Source organism: Rickettsiales bacterium (assembly GCA_029252805.1).
Lineage (GTDB): Bacteria > Pseudomonadota > Alphaproteobacteria > Rickettsiales > JALZUV01 > JALZUV01.
In genome coordinates this window covers 1-20433 of the sequence record JAQXAR010000035.1, presented here as the reverse complement: position 1 = coordinate 20433, position 20433 = coordinate 1, and the positions used below count along the sequence as shown (strand labels likewise).

The following is a 20433-nucleotide window of genomic DNA, read 5'->3' as shown; positions in this document are numbered from 1 at the left end:
CCGTAGAACCCGCAATGAAATATTTTATCAACTCTAACTGCTTATTTCTCGATAACTTACAATGCTTTATATACATCAATAACTCCTAACAATTTAAATGTTAGGTGTCAGCCCCTTCTATATTGTCATGAAACTGTTATAGTTGGGTGCTAAACTAGGATAAGGTTAGAAATATAAGTTTAGGGAATGTAACGATGTCAGAAATCAAAAAAAATAGTGTGAGCGGGTTCGTTAAAGACGAGTGCGGAGCGATTATGATCATCTTTGTGGTGATGTTGAATGTGTTGATTCTAACCATTGCGCTGTCCATGGATTTAGGGCGTGCCTTTATGGCCTCTAGTGCCATCGCCGGCGCCGCCGATGCTGCTGCCGTAGCTTCGGCTGTTGAAGGCGGGGATGCTGCGAAGGCTCAGGCTTATTTCATGGCGAATTTACCGGTCGGAACGTTCAGCATTGGTTATAATTACAATACGGATGTAACACATACAGTGGACACAGCCGCAGGTACCGTAGCCGTGGTACCTAGAGGGTTTGATGTTCCAGCATTCTTTAGCCGAGGTACAAATGTTAATGCTACGGTGAATGTAGGCGGAGCCAGTACAGTAGGTTTGGCATCTGGATCTTTTGCACCTGCTGATTATTATTTTATTATTGATTCCTCAGGCTCAATGGGAGGTAGTAGTGGTTCGGGTGGCTCAAAGGCGCAAGCGGTCGGATTGGCGATTAATAACTTCCTTGATATTATATTTGCCAATCAGGGCGTAGGAGCCAATGGCATTTCTAATTATCGTGTAAGTTTGACCAATTATCGTGGTCAATATGCAAGTTCAGAGCCTTTGAATGATGATAAAGCGAGTCTTATCTTGCAACTAAACCCAATGCTAGTGCCCGGCGGTACTACTTGTGGTGGTTGTGGCTTGCGTGATTCTAAAGAGCGCCTTATTGAGGCCGCTGTATCTGATAATCAAGATCGCCAAAGTATCATTATCTTCATGACAGATGGTCAATTAAACCAAACCTATCCCTACATGAACCCAAAACACCCTGATTATGCAGGATCTTTCGCTGTTGGTAGTCCGCATGAGATGGCAGCGTTGGAGTGTGACTCTATGAAAGGGCTCGTCTCTATGATGCCTAATGGAGAGGTGTTTAAACATCAAATGAGCTCAGGCGGTGTTCCACTTCAGGTGCTGTTCCCACCAACAAACGACCCTTCCATTTGGACGGTGCGTTTTGGTAGCGGAGCCAACGGTGGTGTAAACCTTCAATTGATGGATTACTGTGCAAGTGATCCAGCGCAAAGCTTGTACGCTCAAACGGGTAATGACCTAGATCAAATATTCTCATTGATTGGCCAGACAACCGGGCGTATTCGTATCCTCCAATAGAGGAGTCCTATGCGTATAGCCAAGGCGATAGCCGCCAGCGGATTAGCTTCACGTCGTGAAGCGGAACGTTGGATTGAACAAGGTAGAGTACAGGTTGATGGCGAGCTGATTGATAGCCCCGCCCTTAATGTATCCGATGATTCACTGATTGAGGTGGATGACAAGCCTATCCCTGCACCTGCAAAAGCAGCCATCTGGCTCTTCCATAAACCTAAAGGTGTGATGACAACACGCAGCGATCCACAGGGTCGCGCTGTGATTTATGATCATCTCCCCAAAGATGCACAACAGCTCCACCCCGTAGGTCGTTTAGATTTAAACTCTGAAGGCTTATTGCTCATGACCAATAATGGTGAGTTAAAGCGAGAGCTAGAGCTTCCCTCAACGGGACTCGAACGTAAATACCGTGTGCGTGTGCGAGGATGTCCAAGTAAAGATACGTTGGCGCGTTTAACTAAAGGCGTCAAGATTGATGGCATGAGTTACCGTCCACTCAAAACGGTGGTAGAGAAAAAAGGCACGAATAGCTGGCTTGTCGTGACGCTTACTGAAGGTAAGAATCGTGAGATTCGACGTGTATTTGAATATTTTGATCACCCGGTCAGTCGCCTTATTCGGGTTTCTTACGGACAGTATGAGTTGGGTGATTTAGCCTCAGGTAAATTGCAGAAACCCACTTTATCTCTAAACAAACCTTAAGTTTCTTGCCTCACCCCGTAACCGCTTTATGATTTAATAATGGCGATGCGTATCATTTCTGGAAAACATAAGAACCGACGTATCGAGGCGCCTTCAGGCAACGAGGTTCGTCCGACCGGTGCGCGTACGCGTGAAGCGATCTTTAATATTTTAACCCACGGTGAATATGGTGACCGCGAAGTGCTGCAGGGGCGTGTTGCTGATATCTTCTGTGGTTCCGGTGCCATGGGCCTAGAGGCCCTGTCGCGCGGCGCTAAGCACGTAACCTTCGTTGATAAAAACCGCGCCTCATTGGATGCAGTGGAGTTTAATCTAGATCAGTTCGATGAGACAGAGAATTGCAAAATCTTACGTACCGATTCCACCCAGTTGCCGCCAGCGAACCAGCCTTATGATCTTTTGTTCTTGGATCCACCTTATGAAACGGGCATGGGAATCGCCTCACTCAAAACAGCTCTGGCGGGGGGGTGGATCAATGAAAACACCGCTATCGTGTTGGAGCAAAGCTGGAAAGAACCCTTAGAGCTTCCGGACGGCTTGATCCTTTTAGATGAACGCAAATACGGCATCAGCCGTATGATTTTCGCCAAGAAGGCATAACTTTAAAGAATTGTACCCTCAGGATGACAGTCAAGGTGATGCAGCGTTCATATAGAGTTTGTGCGCGAAAATTTAACTCGCAGGTAGCTGCTCTACGATCTGTGGGTTATCAACAAGGTGATAGAGGTGCACCATCATCGCGACGCCCCAGAAGGGAACCAGTAAGTTCAGGAACGGGATGCCTGAGGCGATGACAATGAGTAAGCCTGCACCCATTACTTTCCAGCGATGAGTTTTCGCGAGCTTCTTTGCTTCCTTTTTGCCCACATGGCGACCACCGGCCATCATGAAGAAGTAAGTGCCGAGCAGGTAAGCGTTCAGTGCTGGGAAGAGGAGCGGCCAAAAAGGCCAAAAGAGTGGAATAATAACGAGTAGTAGGTTCAAAAAAATCGTTTTCAGAACAAATAAGATATCATGACGAATCTCTTGCCAGAAAGGTTGGTTCGTACCCAGTGCCATTTTCGGATAGCGGTGGGTTTCAATTTTCTCGGCAATATGTTCGTCAAAGAAACTGGCGATGAAAATCATCAGCGACCAGAATATGAGGAAGGCTGGAACGACAAAAGCTGCAACGGATAATCCCCAGAAGATGAAGTCGGCAATCCAGCCAAGCCAAGCAAAGCCCAGCGTGTCTCCGGAAGGCATCCATGGGCCAAGCCATGATTGTACCATGCTGACACCGACCATAATTACGAAGCCAGCTGCGAGCGCCGTTAGGCCTAAGCACATAAAGAAAAGCTTCACCATGCCGGGAGCTTTAAAATCATCAATCGCCTTAATGGCGCTTCTAAATACGAGTTCCATAGCGCTTATGTAGGGAGTTCCAGTAACTTATTCAACTCTTCATGCGCTTTGAACGACTCGTGCATGAGATTGATATCGCTTAATTCATCGGGCGAGAGGGCCTCGCGGTAATGCGTTTCGACCCAATTCCCGAGGCGTTCATGTAGATGATCAGTAAAGAGGATGCCTTGGTGCATGGCAGCGAGTTCAACCTCGTTAAGCGCGACACGAAGACGCAAGCAAGCGGGGCCACCGCCATTTTTCATGCTCTCGCGAAGGTTTAAATAATGCACTTTTTGTATCGGATTATCATTGGCCTCAACAAAGCGCTGAAAAGTGGCTGCAACAGCAGCATTCTCTTCTGATTCAGTCGGCGCGATGATGGCCATCGAGCCATCAGGTAAGGTGATGAGTTGCGAATTAAACAGATAGGTTGTAACGGCATCCTTGACCGACACATCGGCATCCATCACTTTTAGGCGGATGAGGGGGTGGCCAAAGGCAGCTTCCATTTTATCAATAGCGGTGTCACCTTCTTCGAACGCATGTTCGTGATAAAGCAGCACATTCTCATTGGCGACGGCGATCACATCATTATGAAACACGCCTTCATCAATCGCGAAACTGGATTGTTGAGCGGTCATCGCATTCTGTACGCCATGGCGGCGCAACACCGTCTCAGACGCTACTTCCGTTTGACGGGCCGGGAAGCGTTTGGTGTTTTCGCCGTAAACCAGAACCTCTAGGCCCGCCTTGCCATGCTGAGTCGTAAAACGCATAATATTAGCCGCGCCTTCATCGCCAAATCTGGCATAAGCAGGCAGGGGTGCGTGGTGACTAAAATGGTTTTTATCGGCAAAGATAGTGCGAAGATTCATCTCGGTCTCTTTCGCCTCAATCGAGCGATGCATGTGTGTGACGAGATTAGCGGCGGTGAAATTGACTGTGCTATTCGAGCAATCGGCACTCGGCGAAACCGTGGCCGCATTAGCGACCCACATATTGCTGGCCGAATAAATTTGCGAGAGAAGTTGTGGCATCGTTTTAACTACCTCACGCATCACTTCCTCATCCGATCCCGTAAAGCCAAGTTGACGTGGAAGTTTGAGGAAAGGTCGTTTGAGTGGCGGTAGTAGCCCTTGGGTGAGCCCCAAGCCACTCACGAATTGCATTTTCGTCAACCCCTGTAGCGCTGCCGCTTTCGGGCGAGACGTATCCCCCAAATTATTCTCAGATGCGAGGTTGCCAAAGCTTAAGCCCGCATAGTTATGGGTCGGGCCGACAAGGCCGTCGAAATTGACTTCAATGGTGCTCATTACAGCACAATACCTGCGGCTGGAGTCTCTGGCACATCGAGCGCTTCGCTCTCAACTGAGGCGATAGGGAAGGCGCAATAATCCGAGGCATAATAAGCCGCTGGGCGGTGGTTTCCGCTGACGCCGACGCCGCCAAATGGCATAGCACCGGAGGCACCGGTCGTCTGGCGATTCCAGTTGATGAGGCCTGCGCGAACTTCGAGTAGAGCGCGTTCATAGAGAGCTTTGTCTTTTGTGAAGATGGCGCTGCTGAGGCCATAGCTTGTGTTATTGGCTTCGGCAATGGCATCGTCAAAATCAGCCACGCGGATGACCTGTAGGAAAGGCCCGAAGAATTCAATATCTTCGCGGTTATTGATGTTGGTTACATCCATGATGCCCGGCGTGATGAAGGGAAGGCCTTCGCGCGGCATGGTCGATTTTAGCAATGGCTGGCCGCCGACTTTCTCCAGCTCGGCTTGAGCGGCGATAATATCTTCAGCTTCTTTTTGACGAATTAAAGGCCCCATGAAAGGCTCTTCGGCTTCGTTATAGGCACCGACCTTAAGGTTCTGCGCAAGGGGGATGAGGGCTTCTAGCACTGCATCGCCTTCTGCGCCTTTAGGCAAGATTAAACGACGTGCGCAAGTGCAACGTTGACCGGTGGAGATAAAGGCTGACAGCACCGTATGGTAGGCTGCAGCTTCAGGAGATTCTGGGTTCCACACGATTAGCGGGTTATTGCCACCCATCTCAAGCGCAATGATCTTATCTGGATCGCCTGCGAGCTGCTTGTTGAGGATCGTGCCGACATGGGTGGAGCCGGTGAAGAGTAAGCCATCAATGCCCTTATGGTGCGATAGCGCTTCGCCGACATTGCGCTGGCCTTGGACATAAATTACGACATCTTTGGGAATGCCTGCTTCATGCATTAGATCGACCATTTTTTCGCCCACCATTGGCGTCATGTTGCTGGGTTTGAACACAATCGTATTACCGGCGATGAGTGCGGGAATGATGTGGCCATTCGGCAAGTGTCCGGGGAAGTTATAAGGGCCAAATACGGCCATCACACCATGCGGGCGATGGGTGAGGTGTCCGGTAAGGCCTGCGCCCATATCGAATGAATTTTCGCCGGTGCGCTCATTGTAAGCTTTGAGCGAGATGCCGACTTTACCGACCATCGCACCTGCTTCGCCTAAAGCATCCCAGAGGGGTTTTCCGGTTTCCATGGCGATGGCTTCAGCCATAGCGGCTTTGTTTTCAGTGAGCAGATCGCGGTAGCGTTCTAGAATCTCTACACGTTCGGCCAGTGGGCGTTTCGCCCAAGCAGGAAAGGCGGCGCGTGCACTTGCAACAGCGGCGTTCACATCAGCGGGTGTGTTGGATTCTTTTTGCCAAATTATTTCACCGGTCGCGGGGTTGGTCGAGTTTAGTAGGGTCATATCGGTAATGTCATTCCTGTTAGTTTATTCTGTGCTATCAGAATTAGCATGCCTCCGGCAATGGCTAATCCGTAAGGGATGGGCGCACCTTTTTCTAATAGGCGCGGCATGGTGTCGCTTTTAATAATTTTGAGCCAGAGATATCCAGCGACCGGGCGTCCTGCCAAAAGGGCGATGGATAATACGCCACCAATAAGCGTCGTGTGGATTATATATTCTAAAATAGGATGCATGCCGACCCATAGGCAACAGGCAGTGAGCAGTTTGACATCCCCTCCGCCCATAATGTTACCGGCAAATAAGGCGATGCCCACTGCGAAGGCAATGACGGCAACGCCCAATGCACCAATCCAGTCAATTGGCACAGGGCTTAACAGAAGATAGATAGGGTAAAGCGCCAGCACGCAAAGTACGAGCCAGTTGGGAATAATAAAGCGCGATGCATCAAACCAGAAAACGGCGAGCATGAGGGCGATGAGCATGAGTGCAATAATGATCATAATGCTATCACCTCATTTGTAATGAAGTGGCGCTCACACGCTGTGCATGTTTTACCGCTAGCGGTGGTCTGACTTTGCCAGCTGACCCCTGAAAGAAAGTTTTGTTGCGACATCACTTTTAAATATCCAAATTTAAATTGCGCTTACGCTAGCCGACTGGCAAAGCTGGTGCAATGAAGGAAAAGCTATTTAGAATGATTTTTAAAGCGATTTTAATTTATTGCGTTGTTATGGCGTTGATGTACCTGTTTCAGCGTAAACTGATGTACTTTCCAGATAAGGCATTGCTAGAGCCGCAAGCTTACGGAGTTGAAGCGCAGGTGCTCACGCTCAAATCTCCTGATGGCGCGACACTCACCGCATGGGAAATGCCTGCGAAGCAAGGGATGCCGACGGTTTTGCATATGCATGGAAATGCCGGAAATATCTCTTATCGCGCACCCGTTTATAATGCTTTTCACATGGCGGGCTATGGCGTGTTAGCGCTAGAATGGCGCGGCTATGGAACTTCAATGGGGATGCCGAGTGAAGAGGGGTTCTATACCGATGCCCGTACCGCGATTACCTATTTGAAAGAACAAGGTCTGGCGGAATCGGATATCATCCTTTACGGCGAATCGATCGGTACCGGTGTGGCCGTACAAATGGCGATGGAAATGAAAGCACATGCATTGATATTAGAGGCGCCGTTTACCTCGCTATGGAAACGCGCGGCGGAGATCCATTTTTGGCTACCGACGAAATATCTGGTGAAGGATCGCTATGATTCTTTAAGCAAGATTTCTCAGGTAAAAACGCCGCTGATTATTTTCCATAATCAAGTCGATAATATTGTTCCATCGCGTCACGGTAAAGCGCTTTATGAGGCGGCAAATGATCCCAAATCACTCGAAATTGTCGATGCGCGCGGCCATGTTGAGTTTGATCGCTCATGGCAGGTAGAAAAGGTGCGAGCATTTTTACGCTAGAACCTTTAGGGTTTTTGGCGTAAAACAACGGCATGAGAACTGCAAAAATTGAACGTAATACGACGGAAACCCAAATTTCGGCTGAGGTGAGTCTCGATGGGACGGGCAAGTATGATATCCAAACGGGTATCGGCTTTTTGGATCACATGCTGGAACAGCTATCGAAACATAGCCTGATTGATATGGTGGTAAAGGCCGATGGCGACTTGCACATTGATGGTCACCACACCACTGAAGATAGCGGTATTGCGATTGGTACGGCCGTGAAAAAGGCGCTCGGCGAGCGGCGTGGTATTAAGCGCTACGGTCAGCGGATTATCCCGATGGATGAAACCAAAACCGAATGTGCGATTGATATTTCAGGTCGCCCTTACCTCGTGTGGAATGTTGAATTTGACCGCGATAAAGTGGGCGAGATGGATACAGAACTTTTCAAAGAATGGTTCCAGGCTTTTGCCTTTTCCCTCGGCGCAACGCTGCATGTCGAAAATCGCTACGGCACCAATAACCATCACATTATCGAAAGCTGCTTTAAAGCACTAGCCCGCGCGCTACGCGAAGCGATTGAAGTGGATGCACGTGCGCTGGACGCCGTGCCTTCCACCAAAGGCACGTTGGAGGGATAACGCATATGTTTGGTTCTAACAGTATGAAGCTCTATGCGGTTTACATTAAACCCGATGATGATGTGCCACATGAGACGGCAGAATTTGTCGAGGAACATTTCTCTCTCTGGGCATTTGTGTTCCATGGCTTCTGGTGCCTTTATCATGGCTTATGGCTATATGGAGCCTTAGTACTCGCCGTTTGGGGGGGCTTTGTAGGGGCCGGAGTACAGCTTGGTGTTGGGCTGATCAGTTCTTTTATTATCGAACTGGCGGTGCGTACCTTGGTTGGCTTTGATGGAAACCACTGGCGTAGTAAAAAGTTGCGTACCAAAGGCTATATCCTTTCGGATGTTGTATCGGGTGAGTCAGAATTAGCGGCGAAGCGTCGGTTTTATTCCAACTGGCTCTCTGCACAGAGCTAATGAAGCGTATTGCCATCATTGATGTGGGGTCCGGCAATCTCTATTCGGTAGAGAAGGCGGTTCGGCATGTCGCGCAGGAAAATACCGAAATCTTTCTCTGCTCCGATGCAGCTGAACTTGCGCAAGCAACGCATGTGATCTTGCCCGGTGTTGGCGCGTTTGCCGATTGCATGGACAGGCTGAATGCTCTTTGTGGCATGCGTGAAGCGTTGGAGGCAAAAGTGCTGCAGAGAAGCTCACCGTTCCTAGGCATTTGCGTGGGTATGCAAATGTTGTTCGAGCGCGGCGTTGAGTATGGCTCCACGCAAGGGTTGGGCTGGTTTAAGGGCGAGGTGCTCGCCTTAGAGCCTTCGGATAAATCACTCAAAATCCCGCATATGGGCTGGAATGAATTACAGTTGTCGATTGAGCATCCACTACTAGAGGGTATTGAGGAAGGCGACCATGCCTATTTCGTGCATAGTTATCATTGCGTGCCGAGTGAGGATGTAACGGCGGTAACAGTCGATTACGGAGGGGCTTTGGTTGCTGCAATCGCGCGCGATAATCTCTTCGCCACGCAGTTCCATCCGGAAAAGAGTCAAAAGACGGGCTTGCGAATTTTGCAGAATTTCGTACAACTGCCGCATGCCTCTTAAAATAGAAAAACTCACCGAACTGAAACGTGCTGATAAGGCGTCGCTCTGCGAAGCGACAGAAGAAGCGATCCGCGATGGGATCGGCTTTAACTGGAATACCGCGCCTGCGCGTGAGGTGTTGGAATCTTACTGGCGGGGCGTACTTGTTGTTCCTGGGCGTGAGCTATTCGTGGGCCGCCTAGACGGCACCATTGCCGGAGCGATTCAGCTGGTAAAACCACCCGCGAGCAAACAATCGCAAGCTTTCCGGGCACGTATTACGAACCATTTTGTGGCTCCTTGGGCGCGGGGGCATGGCATGGCGGTGCAACTATTGCAAGATGCCGAAGACGAAGCGAAACGTCATGGTTTCCGCGCGCTGCATTTGGAAGTGCGTGAATCACAAAAACGCGCCATCGAGATTTACGAGTCTCACGGATACTCAAAATGGGGCGAAATGCCTTATTACGAAATGATCAATGGCCGTATGGTCACGGGTTACTTCTACGCCAAAACGTTGGAGCGCTAAATGCACTTGTATCCTGCAATTGATTTAAAAGACGGCCAATGCGTACGCCTCAAACAAGGGCGTATGGAAGATTCGACCGTGTTTGATGCAGACCCAACCGCACCGGCCAAAGCCTTTGCGCAGGCGGGGTGTGATTGGCTGCATCTGGTCGATTTAAATGGCGCCTTTGCCGGTGAGCCGATTAATCGCCGAACGGTCGCCAATATCCGTGCAGCGGTGGATAGTAATATCCAGCTGGGCGGTGGTATTCGTACGATGGATTGTATTTCAACTTGGCTGATGACCGGTATTAATCGCGTGATTCTCGGCACGATTGCGGTGAAGAATCCGGCATTAGTGGAAGAGGCTTGTAAGGAATTTCCCGACCGTATCGCGGTGGGGATCGACACAAAAGGCGTCAATGTTGCGACCGAAGGCTGGGCGACGGATAGTGGCGTGAATGCGATTGAACTCGCCAAGCGATTTGCCGATTGCGGCGTGGCAGCAATCATCCATACCGCGGTTGAACGTGACGGTATGATGCAAGGACCAGATCTCAGCGCAACCTTGAAACTAGCGGCAGCGGTGGATATTCCGGTGATCGTTTCAGGCGGAGTGTCATCGTTAGATGATCTAAAAAAAGTCCGCGCGCAAAAGAAACAAGGCATCGCCGGCGCCATTGTTGGCCGCGCCCTCTATGAAGGCATGGACATCGCCAAAGCCCGCGCGACGTTAGAGGATTAAGCCAAAATTTAGACAAAGAAAATCCGACACCACGCAAGCGCGGCATCGGAATTTCTTTTTTCAGTTTTCTCATTTTCATCGTAGCTATGGTCTATTTTCCGGATTGTAATCCAAAAATATAACATAGCCTGCAGTTTTTTGACCGCTTAGCAACTCAAACTGGGTTGAGCTGTAAAGTTGTCCGGTCTTCGAAAGCACAAGCTTGAAAGGTTCGTTTGAAATTTCAAAATTATACAAAAAACCAGCGTTAATATAACATGTATGGCCGCGCAGAAATGTTACGGTTCTGTGACGATTCCTTGCTATTGTGCGGGAAATTTGCCTATATATCGCTCTATGCTAAAAACTCGCCTTATTCCTTGTCTCGACGTTAAAGACGGTCGTGTGGTCAAGGGGATTAATTTTGTCGGTTTGCGCGATGCGGGGGATCCGGTGGAGCAGGCTAAGCGTTATGATGCTGAAGGCGCGGATGAGTTATGTTTCCTCGATATTGGTGCCACTATTGAGAATCGCGGTACGCTTTATGAGATGGTCGAGCAGGTGGCGGCGAACTGTTTTATGCCGTTTACGGTCGGCGGCGGTGTGCGCACGCTGGAAGATATTCGCAAGCTGCTAATGGCAGGCGCCGATAAAGTTAGCATCAACACGACAGCGGTGAAGAATCCTGAATTTGTGCGCGAAGCGTCGCAAAAGTTTGGCAGTCAATGTATCGTCGTGGCGATTGATGCGAAAGCGGTTGGCGATTGCTTCGAAATATTCACACATGGTGGACGCAACGCGACGGGGATTGATGCGGTTCAGTGGGCGAAAAAGATGGTCGATTATGGCGCGGGCGAATTGCTTGTGACTTCAATGGATAGAGATGGCACGCGCATCGGTTTTGATATCCCCATGACTCGTGCGATTGCGGATGCGGTGAGCGTGCCGATTATCGCTTCCGGTGGCGTAGGGGAGGTGTCGCATCTGGTGAAGGGCGTTACGGAAGGTCATGCATCTGCGGTGCTGGCAGCCTCTATTTTCCATTTCGGTGAAGTGTCTATTGCCCAAGCAAAACAAGCCATGCATGATGCGGGCGTAGCAATTAGGAGTGTCACATGAGCGAATTTGAAACCTTAGATGTGCTGATGAAAACCATCAAAAAGCGCAGCAAGCAATCGCCGGATAAGTCTTATACGGCCAAGTTGATGAAGAAAGGCCGCGAGCATATTTGTAAAAAAGTAGGCGAAGAAGCGGTCGAACTTTCGCTAGCGGCTGTCCAAGATTACAAAAAAGAAACTATTAGTGAGACGGCGGATCTATTATACCATTTATGCGTGTTATGGACAGATATGGAAATTACGCCGAAACAGCTCATGAAAGAGCTGCAAAAGCGTGAGAGTATCTCCGGTATCGAAGAAAAGAAAAATAGGGATAAGAAAAAGTCATGAGTAATGCATTAAACCAAGACGTGTTAGACCGCCTGTTTAACGATGGACGCACTTATAATGGTTGGGAAGATAAAGCTGTATCTGACGAGTTGCTGACTCAGCTTTATGACCTCACCAAGATGGGGCCAACTTCTGCGAATATGCAGCCTTTGCGCCTGATCTATGTGAAATCGGATGGGGCGAAAGCCAAGCTTATGCCTGCTATTGCAGAGGGGAATGTCGATAAAGTAAAGACGGCTCCTGCTTGTGCGATTCTGGGTATGGATATGGAATTTTACGAGCACCTTCCTGAGCTTTTCCCGCATGCAGATGCGAAGAGCTGGTTTGAAGGCAACGATAAGCTGATTGCAGATAGTGCTTTTCGTAATTCGAGCATGCAGGGCGGATATTTCATCCTCGCCGCACGTGCATTGGGTTTAGATACGGGCGCGCTTTCGGGCTTTAATAACGAGATGGTCGATGAGCTATTCTTTGCGGGCACGAAGATTAAATCGAACTTTCTTTGCAATATCGGTTACGGGTTGGAATCCTCTCTCTTTGATCGCAGCCCACGCCCTGATTTCGATAAATTCTGCAAGATCATTTAAATGAAATACGATTCAGCAAATATCTTTGCGAAAATCCTGCGTGATGAAATTCCGTGTGAGAAGCTTTATGAAGATGAGTTCGCTCTAGCATTTCGTGACATTGCACCAGCGGCTCCGTCGCATATTTTGGTAATTCCAAAACGTGAGGTGACGTCTTTTGATGATTTTGCCGAACAGGATGTTCAATTTGTGGGCCAGTTTTTTGCCTCAGTTCGCAAAGTGGCGGCGCAGGAAGGGCTGGTGAAATCCGGTTATCGTCTGATTACGAATCATGGGGCTGATGCGAATCAAACCGTTGCGCATTTTCATATCCATATTCTAGGCGGTACCAGCCTAGGCGGGCTAACGGCTGAAGATGCAGCCAACCGATAAATAAAATATCAGGAAGAAGCAAAATGAATAAATTAATGATGACGTGTTTGAGTATTCTCGCACTTAGTTCCACGGCTGTTTTGGCGGCTGCTGAAGGTGAATGGGGTTATGAAGGCGATACGGGACCTGAAAAATGGGGGCAGTTAGATACAGATTTTAGCGTGTGTGATACCGGTCGTTTGCAATCTCCATTCGATATTAAAGCGAATTTTGAAACGAGCCTTCCCGCACTCGAATTTAATTATAGCGCTGCAGTTTTGGATGTAACGCGTGATGCGAATGGCGTGACCGTTGCGATTCCTGCCGGCCAAACGATGACCGTGGGCGATGATGTGTATGACCTGTTACAATATCACTTCCATACGCCGAGTGAGTATCACATTAATGGTCAGGCTTTTCCAATGTCGCTTCATCTTGTGCATAAGCGCCAAAGTGATGGTGCTTTAGGTGTGCTTGGGGTGATGATTGAAAGCGGTGCGGCCAATGCTGCGATTGATAAAATTTGGGTCAAGCTTCCGGCGAATAAGGGTAACTTCTTGAGTACAAGTGTGAAGATCAATCCGGCAGATTTGTTGCCAGATACGCATCGATATATGCGTTTCTCGGGATCTTTAACCACGCCGCCATGCTCTGAAGGCGTGAATTGGCATATGTTAGAGTCGCCAATTAGTTTGTCTGCGAAGCAAATTATCGCCTTTAAAGGCATAACGAAAATGAATGCACGTCCGCTACAGCCCGCGAATAACCGCCTCGTTATCAGTGAGTAACTAATTGAGGTCGGTGGAGTTTCACCCTAGTGGCGCAGCTTATCTGATACGAGTAAATATCCGCGAGTATCTGTGCCATCTTGGGTGGCCATTGCGTGATAGAGGTCTTGCAAGCTAACCCAAAACCATGGGTGCTTATGTCCAGCTACATCCATGACGAGGCAGCTATCGGTCGCTTTATGGTAAGCGGCAATGGGTGAGAAGTGGCCTCCCACATTTTTACCAATATCCCTACCAAGGTAATTCACGATGATGAACGTGCTCTTGTCATTCAAGTAAGCCATTAGGTCTTGGCGAAAACGAGTGACAGGGTTGTCTTTGCTGGTTTTTGGTTGCTCTGTGATATCCGCATGCTTGGCTTGGACGCTAAGCAGGTAATGTTTTAATTTGCGCGCCAATTGGTCGAGACTTAAGCCGGGCTCAAAGACGATATCACCCGTTGTTTCGCAAGCTACGGTGACGCCTTCAACCCAGTCGCGTGGCTTTACGGCGTCGGTTTGCTCATTCATGAAAGTGAGCTGCGAATAACTATTATAATGCATGGTGTTGCCGCCATGTGTGGCAGGGGCTTGGACTTCGAGTCCGGAATCAATTCGGAGGCCTGTTTTGAGCCTTAGGGCATTGAGTACGGTGACCGCACTGGCAACGCCGCAATAGGTTGGCTTCATTTGGGGCTGGAAGCGATGGGCAAGTTCAAAAAAATCTTTATTGAAACGTGATTCAAAGAGACGACGCTTGCCTTCAACTGTATCCCAAGCGATGGTCGTTGCGTGAATTTTATTCTCTGAATATTTCATTACCGATCCTTGTTTTTATGTGGTGTTTTTCTTGGCTCACGTGCAATATAGCAAAAGATTGTTACAGTTTGTTTACAGGAATGCACTTTTTGCACTTTTTTGCGATTCTGTCATAAATATGAAATATTGTTAAGGAATTAATATCTGATATGGAAACCAAAAAACTCGGAAATACGAATATTGACGTAAGTACTCTTTGTTTGGGAACAATGACTTGGGGGCAGCAAAACACTCAAGATGAAGGTTTCGAGCAGATGGATTACGCGCTAGAGCGTGGAGTTAATTTCTTTGATACGGCCGAACTTTATGCCGTTCCTCCCATGGCAGAAACGCAAGGTTCGACCGAAGCCATCATCGGTAATTGGTTCGAATCTCGTAAAAACCGAGATCAAGTCATTCTGGCGAGCAAAGTAACGGGTCGTTCTGGCATGGAGTGGTTTCGTGGCGAAGAGTCTCGCTTGAGCCGTAAACATATCTTAGAAGCCGCTGAAGGCAGCCTAAAGCGCCTTAAGACCGATTATATCGATCTCTACCAGCTGCATTGGCCTGATCGTTCAACGAACTTTTTCGGGCAGCTCGGCTATAATCATAAATTAGAAGATGATGCGATTGCGCTGGAGGAGTCTCTGTCTGCGTTAGAGGAACTCGTTAAAGCGGGTAAAGTGCGCCATATCGGCCTATCGAACGAAACGCCGTGGGGTATCAATGAATGCCTTCGTTTAGCGAGGGAGAAGGGGTTGCCACGGGTGATGTCTGTACAGAACCCTTATAGCCTTTTGAACCGGAGCTACGAAGTGGGTTGTGCAGAAATCTCCATACGTGAACAGTGTGGCCTGCTCGCTTATTCGCCTCTCGCCTTTGGCATGTTGACGGGGAAGTATAATGGAGGTGCAAAGCCTGCCAAAGGTCGCCTCACGGTATTTGATCAATTCCAACGTTATTTAGGAGAGCGCTCGGTCGCTGCGGCGGAAGCTTATAGTGCCATTGCCGCAAAGCATGGCCTCAGCCCTGCGCAAATGGCATTAGCTTATGTGAATACGCGTCCGTTCCTGACCAGTAATATCGTTGGTGCGACGACTATGGAGCAGTTAAAAGAGAATATTGATTCTATCGACGTAAAACTTAGCGATGAGATTCTAGCGGAAATTGAAGCCGTACATAATCAAAACCCCAATCCAGCGCCATAAAGGAAAAACCCATGAGCGAAGTAAAAGACAGTAACGGTAATGAATTGAATGATGGTGACGCCGTTACCCTCATCCGTGATTTAAAAGTAAAAGGTTCGTCATTGAACTTAAAGCGTGGCACGAAAGTGAATAAAATTCGCCTAACCAATGACGAAGATGAAGTAGAATGCCGCATCGGCAAATCAACCATCGTGCTTCGCACAGAATTTTTGAAGAAAAACTAAGTAAGTTTACACTTGTCGGCTTAGTTAGACCCTGCTAACTAGTCATTCGCGTGGAGAGATGGCAGAGCGGTTGAATGCACTAGTCTTGAAAACTAGCAAGGGGGCAACTCCTTCCAGGGTTCGAATCCCTGTCTCTCCGCCACTGTTTCCTAAGTTTCCAACACATTCAGAGAGCGTCTCGCCAGAGCCCCGGCGTGTGCGCCGATGCGCGTAAGGTGATGCCTGCCATCTCCCCTAGGAGAACTCGATTTCGGAGAGTTTAGTGCCCAATTACGCCGATATTCTCTGTTGCCGCTTTCGGAAGGGGAGATGGAGATTAAATGAGGTTCAGTTGCTGACGTTGTTCGTGCCAGTTGGATGTCTCAACTTTGAAGATTTTACCGATAGTCCATTCTGTGGGATGTGTTCCATTCAGAATAGTCTCAATGATATCTGGAGCCAGAAACCTCAGACGCATGACATTGGTGAAATATGAGTTCGACGTAACCTTATCACGTTCTCTGATTTCGTTGAGAGAGCTCACCTCGCCATTCACAATCTGCTCATGCCAGAGGAAGCTTCGAGTGACGGATTTAACTAGCTGCATGTTGCAGCCACTGGCAATTTGTCCCGCAATCACTTTGCTGCCGTTATTGGTTGCCGCGAGTTTTGCTTTTCGGGTGAGTTGGATGGGATTCTCGATATTGGTTTCAACCTGATGCTGAATGGGATTATCAGCCGCTAACGCTTTCAATGATTTGAGAAGACTATTCGGACAAAGGCTGATTTCAATCTGTGAGTCTGAAATAATGATTTTACTGATGAAGCTGCGCAGAAAAATGCGTTCCTCTTCGGCATCAATCCATGTGAGTGCGTTAGCTAAAGTGAATAATCTTGCCTGTTCATTCAGTGACTCACCCGTCAGGAGTGGTTGAAGTTTCTCGCTATCTTGTAGAAGGTTCCTGAGCTCAGTTTTTACCAGTTTCTCAATTTCACCCGCTGGGATGTTTGGCAAGCTACCGGCTTCATGATGACGCGATTGAATAATAGCCTGACTGGTATAATAACGATAATGCCGTTTGCGAGTTAGGCTATGCTTGGGTGTCATAGAATTACCCGCATCATCAAATATCTTTCCAGCCAACAAGCAGGGCGATTTTGCACCAATTGCATTGCTGCGACTGATACGACTCTCGTTCAGGGTTTTTTGCACCTGTTCGAACATTACTGACTCAATGATTGCCTCATGTTCGCCCTCATAGTGTTTGTCCTTATGCACAATATCACCGATATAAATTCGGTTTTGCAGAATGCGGTAGAGGTGACCTTTGGAGAAAGATTTCCCACCCGTGATCTTGCCTGTTTTATAAGTACGCTGCTTAGTGACGTAACCATGTCTATCTAGCTCGGCCTTCAGTAGGTTGACGGAACATAATGCCAGATAACGCTCGAAAATATATTGGATAACTTTGGCTTCATCTTCGTGGATAATGAGTTTCTGCTTTACCGCCTTATAGCCCATCGGTGGCAGACCGCCCATCCATTTGCCCTTTTGCTTCGACATAGCAATTTTATCGCGGATACGCTCACCAGTGACTTCACGTTCAAACTGAGCAAAGCTTAATAGTACGTTGAGCGTTAGCCGCCCCATCGATGTCGTGGTGTTAAATTGCTGAGTGATGGATACGAAGGAAATGCCCTTCGTATCCATCAACTCAACCAGCTTCGCAAAGTCGGCCAGCGAACGTGTTAGGCGGTCTACCTTATAGACGACGATAATATCGACTTTTCCAACTTCGATATCTTCCATTAGCTGCTTTAGCGCAGGACGCTGCATATTGCCGCCGCTAAATCCGCCATCATCATAGGCGTCGGGAATAAGATCCCAGCCTTCATGCTTCTGGCTTATAATATAGGCAGCACAGGATTCTCGCTGAGCATGCAGTGAGTTGAACTCCTGTTCCAACCCTTCCTCGGATGATTTGCGGGTGTAGATGGCGCAGCGTTTGGTTGGGGTGTTCATTTTTTAACCCCGAAGAAAAGTTTGCCGTTCCAGCGAGTGCCCGTGATCTCGCGTGCTATTTTAGACAGGCTCTTATAATGCTGACCGTTATATTGGTAGCCGTCTTCGGCGACGATAACCTCATGCTTACGCCCTTTATATTCCCGCAGCAGCTTGGTGCCGGACTTTAATGTGATATCCGTATCGGGCGTTAGGTCGACGCCATTTCGTAATTGCTGGGTCAGTTGTTTTAGTTGAGATTTAGCTTTGCGTGAGAGTCCGCTACTTTGCTTTGCTTGTTCGTGCCATCGTAGATGTCCGATTAAGAACTCGCGTCGTGCATTTGGCGGCGGTGGTTGTTTGAACTGTTGCTGCCATTCGATCTGCAGTTGCTTGAATGATGGCTCCATATCTCGTCCTCCTCGACACAGCAATGCTTGCCGTGCCGAGGAAGTCGAGTGGAAAGATCAACCTATCTACATATTAACGAGCATAATGAGGCGGCCACGGACCAATAGTGTCTGGGGCTTTCTTCAAATCCTCGTAGGTTTTGATGAATTCCGTCCAATTTTCATTTGTGATTGGTTCATAATTTTCATATGGCCAGGTTTTTTCTCCTTCAACACGGCGAATGTCGCGCTTGAACATGTAATGGCAATACATCGTATCGTAATGGTCAAGAGACCCCGGATTTGCCTGGGACTTCAAAATACGCTGCTGCATCGCATTCCATTCCAGAATCCACTCATGCATATTCTTGTCATTTTCGGTAGCAGCAAATTGCATTGCCCGAAGGCTCAGCTTAATAGCTTCGATATTACCACTTGCTGCTTTGGTATAGAGCTGTCGTATAATGACCTGAAGAATGGGAACATGTATAGTTTTCCCATTGTCAGTGATTGGAACACGGCGACTACCTTCACCCATTATAAACTCATGGAATGCCTGCATTGAGATTCGAATAGGATCGGTTTTCTTTTTCGGGCGACCCTTTGTATTACCCGACTGGCCTGGTTTATATCGCCACTTCTTAGGTGGCTTTCCGTGACCAACTTCGTAGCTCTTATCGTCTTTATGCTTACTCATTGTCTGCCTCCATTTCGTTAAGTTGGTTGAACGTTTTATCTGAATTCACATGCGCGACCTCCTGGCCGGTATAATCTTGCCAACGGCGAATGATGGTATCGCAATAGAGCGGATCGAGCTCGATACAGCGTGCGATGCGGCCAGACTTTTCGGCAGCAATCAGTGTGGTGCCCGATCCCGCAAAGGGGTCGAGTACCAGCTGTCCGCGCTTGGTGCAGTCTTTGATGGCATCGGCCACCATACGAACGGGTTTGACAGTTGGGTGCATAGCTAGATCGGATTGATTGCCGGCAAAGCTATTCACTCCCGCATAATCCCACACATTGGTGCGATAGCGCCCATGTTTGCCCAGCTCGATATTGTTGAGGTGAGGCTCATTGCCATGCTTGAAGACTACGACGAACTCATGCTTGGAGCGATACATGGAGCCCATGCCGCCATTATCCTTATTCCAAACACAGATATTGTGCAGTGAGTGGTACACAGGTTTGGCGGCTTGCAGTAATTCATAGATATGGCGCCAATCCATGCAGATATAGTGAAGTGACCCATCGCGGCTATAATCGCGCAAATTAGAACAGGAGGTATGTAAGAAATCTACAAACTGACTTTCGCTCATTTCGCCGGAAGCCATCGCAAACTCACGATGTTTAATCTTACCATTGCCACACACATGCTTATCAATGGCGACATTATATGGCGGGTCGGTGAATACCATATCAGCCTTTTCATCCTGCATGAGAGCCTGATAGCTTTCAGCTTCCAAAGCATCAGCGCAGAGGAGACGATTTTCACCCAGCTGCCAGATATCACCGAATTGTGTGATTGCTTTTTCCTCAAGCTCAGGCACTTCATCGGCGGGATCAGAGGTGTCGGCCTCTTCACCGTCAATGAGAAGATCAATTTCGGCCATTTCAAAGCCAGTAGTGTCCAGGTCAAAGCCTAAGTCTAGATCTGCGAGCCCCTGAAACTCAATGGTCAGGATGCCCTTATCCCAGCCGGATTCTTCGGCGATACGATTATCAGCCAACATATAGGCGCGCGCCAGCTCTGGTGTGAGGTGGCTCAGTTGGATGGTTGGTACTTCGGTCAGCTTTAGAAGCTTGGCTGCTTCCAAGCGACCGTGGCCAGCGACAATGCCGTTTTTCTCATCAATCAAAATAGGATTGTTGAATCCAAACTGCTCGATGCTTTTGGCAATCTGGCGAATTTGCTTCGGCGAATGCGTGCGTGCATTCTGATGATAAGGTTTTAGTGCGCCTATCTCACGATAGACGGCTTTTAATTTACGAGGGGGTAACACCATTGTGTACATCTCCACTTTTAAGAATTAATTTTGTGGAGATAATACGAACACTCCACGACCAAATGTTTCGTTGATCGTTGCCAGTTATTCGGTAATTGTTTTTAGGTGTTCGTTTTTAGTTC

The 20433-nt window shown here is 48.4% G+C and carries 25 protein-coding genes and 1 tRNA gene; 17 read left to right on the top strand and 9 right to left on the bottom strand.

Annotated features, from left to right (window positions below; all coding sequences use genetic code 11):
• Positions 1-194: 194 nt before the first annotated feature.
• The 3 genes from P8P30_07580 to rsmD are packed head-to-tail and all read left to right on the top strand — an operon-like array spanning position 195 to position 2687.
• Positions 195-1388, top strand: coding sequence for a VWA domain-containing protein (locus tag P8P30_07580; GenBank protein MDG1287412.1), 1194 nt, complete (start codon positions 195-197; stop codon positions 1386-1388).
• Between the two features lie 9 nt (positions 1389-1397).
• Positions 1398-2087: a pseudouridine synthase gene (locus P8P30_07575; GenBank protein MDG1287411.1), complete on the top strand. Its 690-nt coding sequence runs from the start codon at positions 1398-1400 to the stop codon at positions 2085-2087.
• 39 nt (positions 2088-2126) lie between these two features.
• The gene (gene rsmD / locus P8P30_07570; GenBank protein MDG1287410.1) at positions 2127-2687 is read left to right on the top strand and encodes a 16S rRNA (guanine(966)-N(2))-methyltransferase RsmD; all 561 of its coding nucleotides are present in this window, start codon (positions 2127-2129) and stop codon (positions 2685-2687) included.
• Between the two features lie 72 nt (positions 2688-2759).
• Here rsmD and P8P30_07565 read toward each other — a convergent pair whose 3' ends face one another.
• From P8P30_07565 to P8P30_07550, 4 genes are read right to left on the bottom strand one after another with little or no spacing between them, the layout of a single operon-like run.
• On the bottom strand, positions 2760-3491 hold the full coding sequence (locus P8P30_07565) for an EI24 domain-containing protein (protein MDG1287409.1): 732 nt from the start codon (positions 3489-3491) through the stop codon (positions 2760-2762).
• A 5-nt stretch (positions 3492-3496) separates the two neighbouring features.
• Complete coding sequence (locus tag P8P30_07560) at positions 3497-4786, bottom strand: N-succinylarginine dihydrolase (protein ID MDG1287408.1); 1290 nt, start codon at positions 4784-4786, stop codon at positions 3497-3499.
• A complete protein-coding gene (gene astD, locus P8P30_07555; protein MDG1287407.1) occupies positions 4786-6210 on the bottom strand; it encodes a succinylglutamate-semialdehyde dehydrogenase in 1425 nt (474 codons plus the stop codon). The genes P8P30_07560 and astD overlap by 1 nt, the downstream gene beginning before the upstream one ends.
• A complete protein-coding gene (locus P8P30_07550) occupies positions 6207-6710 on the bottom strand; it encodes a prepilin peptidase (GenBank protein MDG1287406.1) in 504 nt (167 codons plus the stop codon). Before P8P30_07550 ends, astD begins: the two co-directional genes overlap by 4 nt.
• A 230-nt stretch (positions 6711-6940) precedes the next feature.
• Between P8P30_07550 and P8P30_07545 the strand changes: the two genes are divergently transcribed.
• From P8P30_07545 to P8P30_07495, 11 genes are all read left to right on the top strand, one after another.
• A complete protein-coding gene (locus P8P30_07545; protein ID MDG1287405.1) occupies positions 6941-7678 on the top strand; it encodes an alpha/beta hydrolase in 738 nt (245 codons plus the stop codon).
• Positions 7679-7710: 32 nt separating this feature from the next.
• Positions 7711-8304, top strand: a complete 594-nt coding sequence (gene hisB, locus P8P30_07540; GenBank protein ID MDG1287404.1) for an imidazoleglycerol-phosphate dehydratase HisB — start codon at positions 7711-7713, stop codon at positions 8302-8304.
• Between the two features lie 5 nt (positions 8305-8309).
• Entirely contained in the window at positions 8310-8708 is a 399-nt protein-coding gene (locus P8P30_07535) for a DUF2628 domain-containing protein (protein ID MDG1287403.1), read from the top strand.
• Positions 8708-9346, top strand: a complete 639-nt coding sequence (gene hisH, locus P8P30_07530; protein MDG1287402.1) for an imidazole glycerol phosphate synthase subunit HisH — start codon at positions 8708-8710, stop codon at positions 9344-9346. The genes P8P30_07535 and hisH overlap by 1 nt, the downstream gene beginning before the upstream one ends.
• Positions 9336-9854: a GNAT family N-acetyltransferase gene (locus P8P30_07525; protein ID MDG1287401.1), complete on the top strand. Its 519-nt coding sequence runs from the start codon at positions 9336-9338 to the stop codon at positions 9852-9854. Before hisH ends, P8P30_07525 begins: the two co-directional genes overlap by 11 nt.
• Positions 9855-10577 (top strand): 1-(5-phosphoribosyl)-5-[(5-phosphoribosylamino)methylideneamino]imidazole-4-carboxamide isomerase, encoded by a 723-nt coding sequence (hisA, locus tag P8P30_07520; protein ID MDG1287400.1) that lies wholly within the window; start codon positions 9855-9857, stop codon positions 10575-10577. It begins immediately after the preceding gene.
• Between the two features lie 336 nt (positions 10578-10913).
• Positions 10914-11675 carry an imidazole glycerol phosphate synthase subunit HisF gene (hisF, locus tag P8P30_07515; GenBank protein ID MDG1287399.1) on the top strand — a complete coding sequence of 254 codons (762 nt, stop codon included), beginning with the start codon at positions 10914-10916 and terminating at the stop codon, positions 11673-11675.
• On the top strand, positions 11672-12004 hold the full coding sequence (locus P8P30_07510) for a phosphoribosyl-ATP diphosphatase (protein ID MDG1287398.1): 333 nt from the start codon (positions 11672-11674) through the stop codon (positions 12002-12004). The genes hisF and P8P30_07510 overlap by 4 nt, the downstream gene beginning before the upstream one ends.
• On the top strand, positions 12001-12591 hold the full coding sequence (locus tag P8P30_07505) for a malonic semialdehyde reductase (GenBank protein ID MDG1287397.1): 591 nt from the start codon (positions 12001-12003) through the stop codon (positions 12589-12591). Before P8P30_07510 ends, P8P30_07505 begins: the two co-directional genes overlap by 4 nt.
• The gene (locus tag P8P30_07500; protein ID MDG1287396.1) at positions 12592-12963 is read left to right on the top strand and encodes a histidine triad nucleotide-binding protein; all 372 of its coding nucleotides are present in this window, start codon (positions 12592-12594) and stop codon (positions 12961-12963) included. It begins immediately after the preceding gene.
• Between the two features lie 23 nt (positions 12964-12986).
• Positions 12987-13730, top strand: a complete 744-nt coding sequence (locus P8P30_07495; protein ID MDG1287395.1) for a carbonic anhydrase family protein — start codon at positions 12987-12989, stop codon at positions 13728-13730.
• Between the two features lie 26 nt (positions 13731-13756).
• On the opposite strand, the gene P8P30_07490 is transcribed toward P8P30_07495, so the two are convergent.
• The gene (locus P8P30_07490; protein MDG1287394.1) at positions 13757-14527 is read right to left on the bottom strand and encodes a phytochelatin synthase family protein; all 771 of its coding nucleotides are present in this window, start codon (positions 14525-14527) and stop codon (positions 13757-13759) included.
• 149 nt (positions 14528-14676) lie between these two features.
• Between P8P30_07490 and P8P30_07485 the strand changes: the two genes are divergently transcribed.
• From P8P30_07485 to P8P30_07475, 3 genes are all read left to right on the top strand, one after another.
• Positions 14677-15714, top strand: a complete 1038-nt coding sequence (locus P8P30_07485; GenBank protein MDG1287393.1) for an NADP(H)-dependent aldo-keto reductase — start codon at positions 14677-14679, stop codon at positions 15712-15714.
• 11 nt (positions 15715-15725) lie between these two features.
• Positions 15726-15938: an alkylphosphonate utilization protein gene (locus P8P30_07480; GenBank protein ID MDG1287392.1), complete on the top strand. Its 213-nt coding sequence runs from the start codon at positions 15726-15728 to the stop codon at positions 15936-15938.
• Positions 15939-15990: 52 nt separating this feature from the next.
• A tRNA-Ser gene (locus P8P30_07475) sits at positions 15991-16080 on the top strand.
• A gap of 174 nt (positions 16081-16254) precedes the next feature.
• On the opposite strand, the gene P8P30_07470 is transcribed toward P8P30_07475, so the two are convergent.
• From P8P30_07470 to P8P30_07455, 4 genes are all read right to left on the bottom strand, one after another.
• Positions 16255-17940: a recombinase family protein gene (locus P8P30_07470; GenBank protein MDG1287391.1), complete on the bottom strand. Its 1686-nt coding sequence runs from the start codon at positions 17938-17940 to the stop codon at positions 16255-16257.
• Entirely contained in the window at positions 17937-18329 is a 393-nt protein-coding gene (locus tag P8P30_07465) for a DUF2924 domain-containing protein (protein ID MDG1287390.1), read from the bottom strand. The genes P8P30_07470 and P8P30_07465 overlap by 4 nt, the downstream gene beginning before the upstream one ends.
• A 73-nt stretch (positions 18330-18402) precedes the next feature.
• The gene (locus tag P8P30_07460) at positions 18403-19005 is read right to left on the bottom strand and encodes a DUF5681 domain-containing protein (protein MDG1287389.1); all 603 of its coding nucleotides are present in this window, start codon (positions 19003-19005) and stop codon (positions 18403-18405) included.
• Positions 18998-20311 (bottom strand): DNA methyltransferase, encoded by a 1314-nt coding sequence (locus tag P8P30_07455; protein MDG1287388.1) that lies wholly within the window; start codon positions 20309-20311, stop codon positions 18998-19000. Before P8P30_07455 ends, P8P30_07460 begins: the two co-directional genes overlap by 8 nt.
• Between the last annotated feature and the right edge of the window lie 122 nt (positions 20312-20433).

Bases quoted from the DNA above. Each gene is read 5' to 3' on its own strand.
- P8P30_07485 (MDG1287393.1), top strand. From the start codon at position 14,677: ATGGAAACCAAAAAACTCGGAAATACGAATATTGACGTAAGTACTCTT.
- astD (MDG1287407.1), bottom strand. From the start codon at position 6,210: ATGACCCTACTAAACTCGACCAACCCCGCGACCGGTGAAATAATTTGG.
- hisB (MDG1287404.1), top strand. From the start codon at position 7,711: ATGAGAACTGCAAAAATTGAACGTAATACGACGGAAACCCAAATTTCG.
- P8P30_07500 (MDG1287396.1), top strand. From the start codon at position 12,592: ATGAAATACGATTCAGCAAATATCTTTGCGAAAATCCTGCGTGATGAA.
- P8P30_07560 (MDG1287408.1), bottom strand. From the start codon at position 4,786: ATGAGCACCATTGAAGTCAATTTCGACGGCCTTGTCGGCCCGACCCAT.
- P8P30_07525 (MDG1287401.1), top strand. From the start codon at position 9,336: ATGCCTCTTAAAATAGAAAAACTCACCGAACTGAAACGTGCTGATAAG.
- hisH (MDG1287402.1), top strand. From the start codon at position 8,708: ATGAAGCGTATTGCCATCATTGATGTGGGGTCCGGCAATCTCTATTCG.
- P8P30_07580 (MDG1287412.1), top strand. From the start codon at position 195: ATGTCAGAAATCAAAAAAAATAGTGTGAGCGGGTTCGTTAAAGACGAG.
- hisF (MDG1287399.1), top strand. From the start codon at position 10,914: ATGCTAAAAACTCGCCTTATTCCTTGTCTCGACGTTAAAGACGGTCGT.
- P8P30_07480 (MDG1287392.1), top strand. From the start codon at position 15,726: ATGAGCGAAGTAAAAGACAGTAACGGTAATGAATTGAATGATGGTGAC.
- P8P30_07490 (MDG1287394.1), bottom strand. From the start codon at position 14,527: ATGAAATATTCAGAGAATAAAATTCACGCAACGACCATCGCTTGGGAT.
- P8P30_07510 (MDG1287398.1), top strand. From the start codon at position 11,672: ATGAGCGAATTTGAAACCTTAGATGTGCTGATGAAAACCATCAAAAAG.
- P8P30_07565 (MDG1287409.1), bottom strand. From the start codon at position 3,491: ATGGAACTCGTATTTAGAAGCGCCATTAAGGCGATTGATGATTTTAAA.
- P8P30_07545 (MDG1287405.1), top strand. From the start codon at position 6,941: ATGGCGTTGATGTACCTGTTTCAGCGTAAACTGATGTACTTTCCAGAT.
- P8P30_07460 (MDG1287389.1), bottom strand. From the start codon at position 19,005: ATGAGTAAGCATAAAGACGATAAGAGCTACGAAGTTGGTCACGGAAAG.
- P8P30_07550 (MDG1287406.1), bottom strand. From the start codon at position 6,710: ATGATCATTATTGCACTCATGCTCATCGCCCTCATGCTCGCCGTTTTC.
- P8P30_07495 (MDG1287395.1), top strand. From the start codon at position 12,987: ATGAATAAATTAATGATGACGTGTTTGAGTATTCTCGCACTTAGTTCC.
- rsmD (MDG1287410.1), top strand. From the start codon at position 2,127: ATGGCGATGCGTATCATTTCTGGAAAACATAAGAACCGACGTATCGAG.
- P8P30_07575 (MDG1287411.1), top strand. From the start codon at position 1,398: ATGCGTATAGCCAAGGCGATAGCCGCCAGCGGATTAGCTTCACGTCGT.
- P8P30_07470 (MDG1287391.1), bottom strand. From the start codon at position 17,940: ATGAACACCCCAACCAAACGCTGCGCCATCTACACCCGCAAATCATCC.
- P8P30_07465 (MDG1287390.1), bottom strand. From the start codon at position 18,329: ATGGAGCCATCATTCAAGCAACTGCAGATCGAATGGCAGCAACAGTTC.
- P8P30_07535 (MDG1287403.1), top strand. From the start codon at position 8,310: ATGTTTGGTTCTAACAGTATGAAGCTCTATGCGGTTTACATTAAACCC.
- P8P30_07505 (MDG1287397.1), top strand. From the start codon at position 12,001: ATGAGTAATGCATTAAACCAAGACGTGTTAGACCGCCTGTTTAACGAT.
- P8P30_07455 (MDG1287388.1), bottom strand. From the start codon at position 20,311: ATGGTGTTACCCCCTCGTAAATTAAAAGCCGTCTATCGTGAGATAGGC.
- hisA (MDG1287400.1), top strand. From the start codon at position 9,855: ATGCACTTGTATCCTGCAATTGATTTAAAAGACGGCCAATGCGTACGC.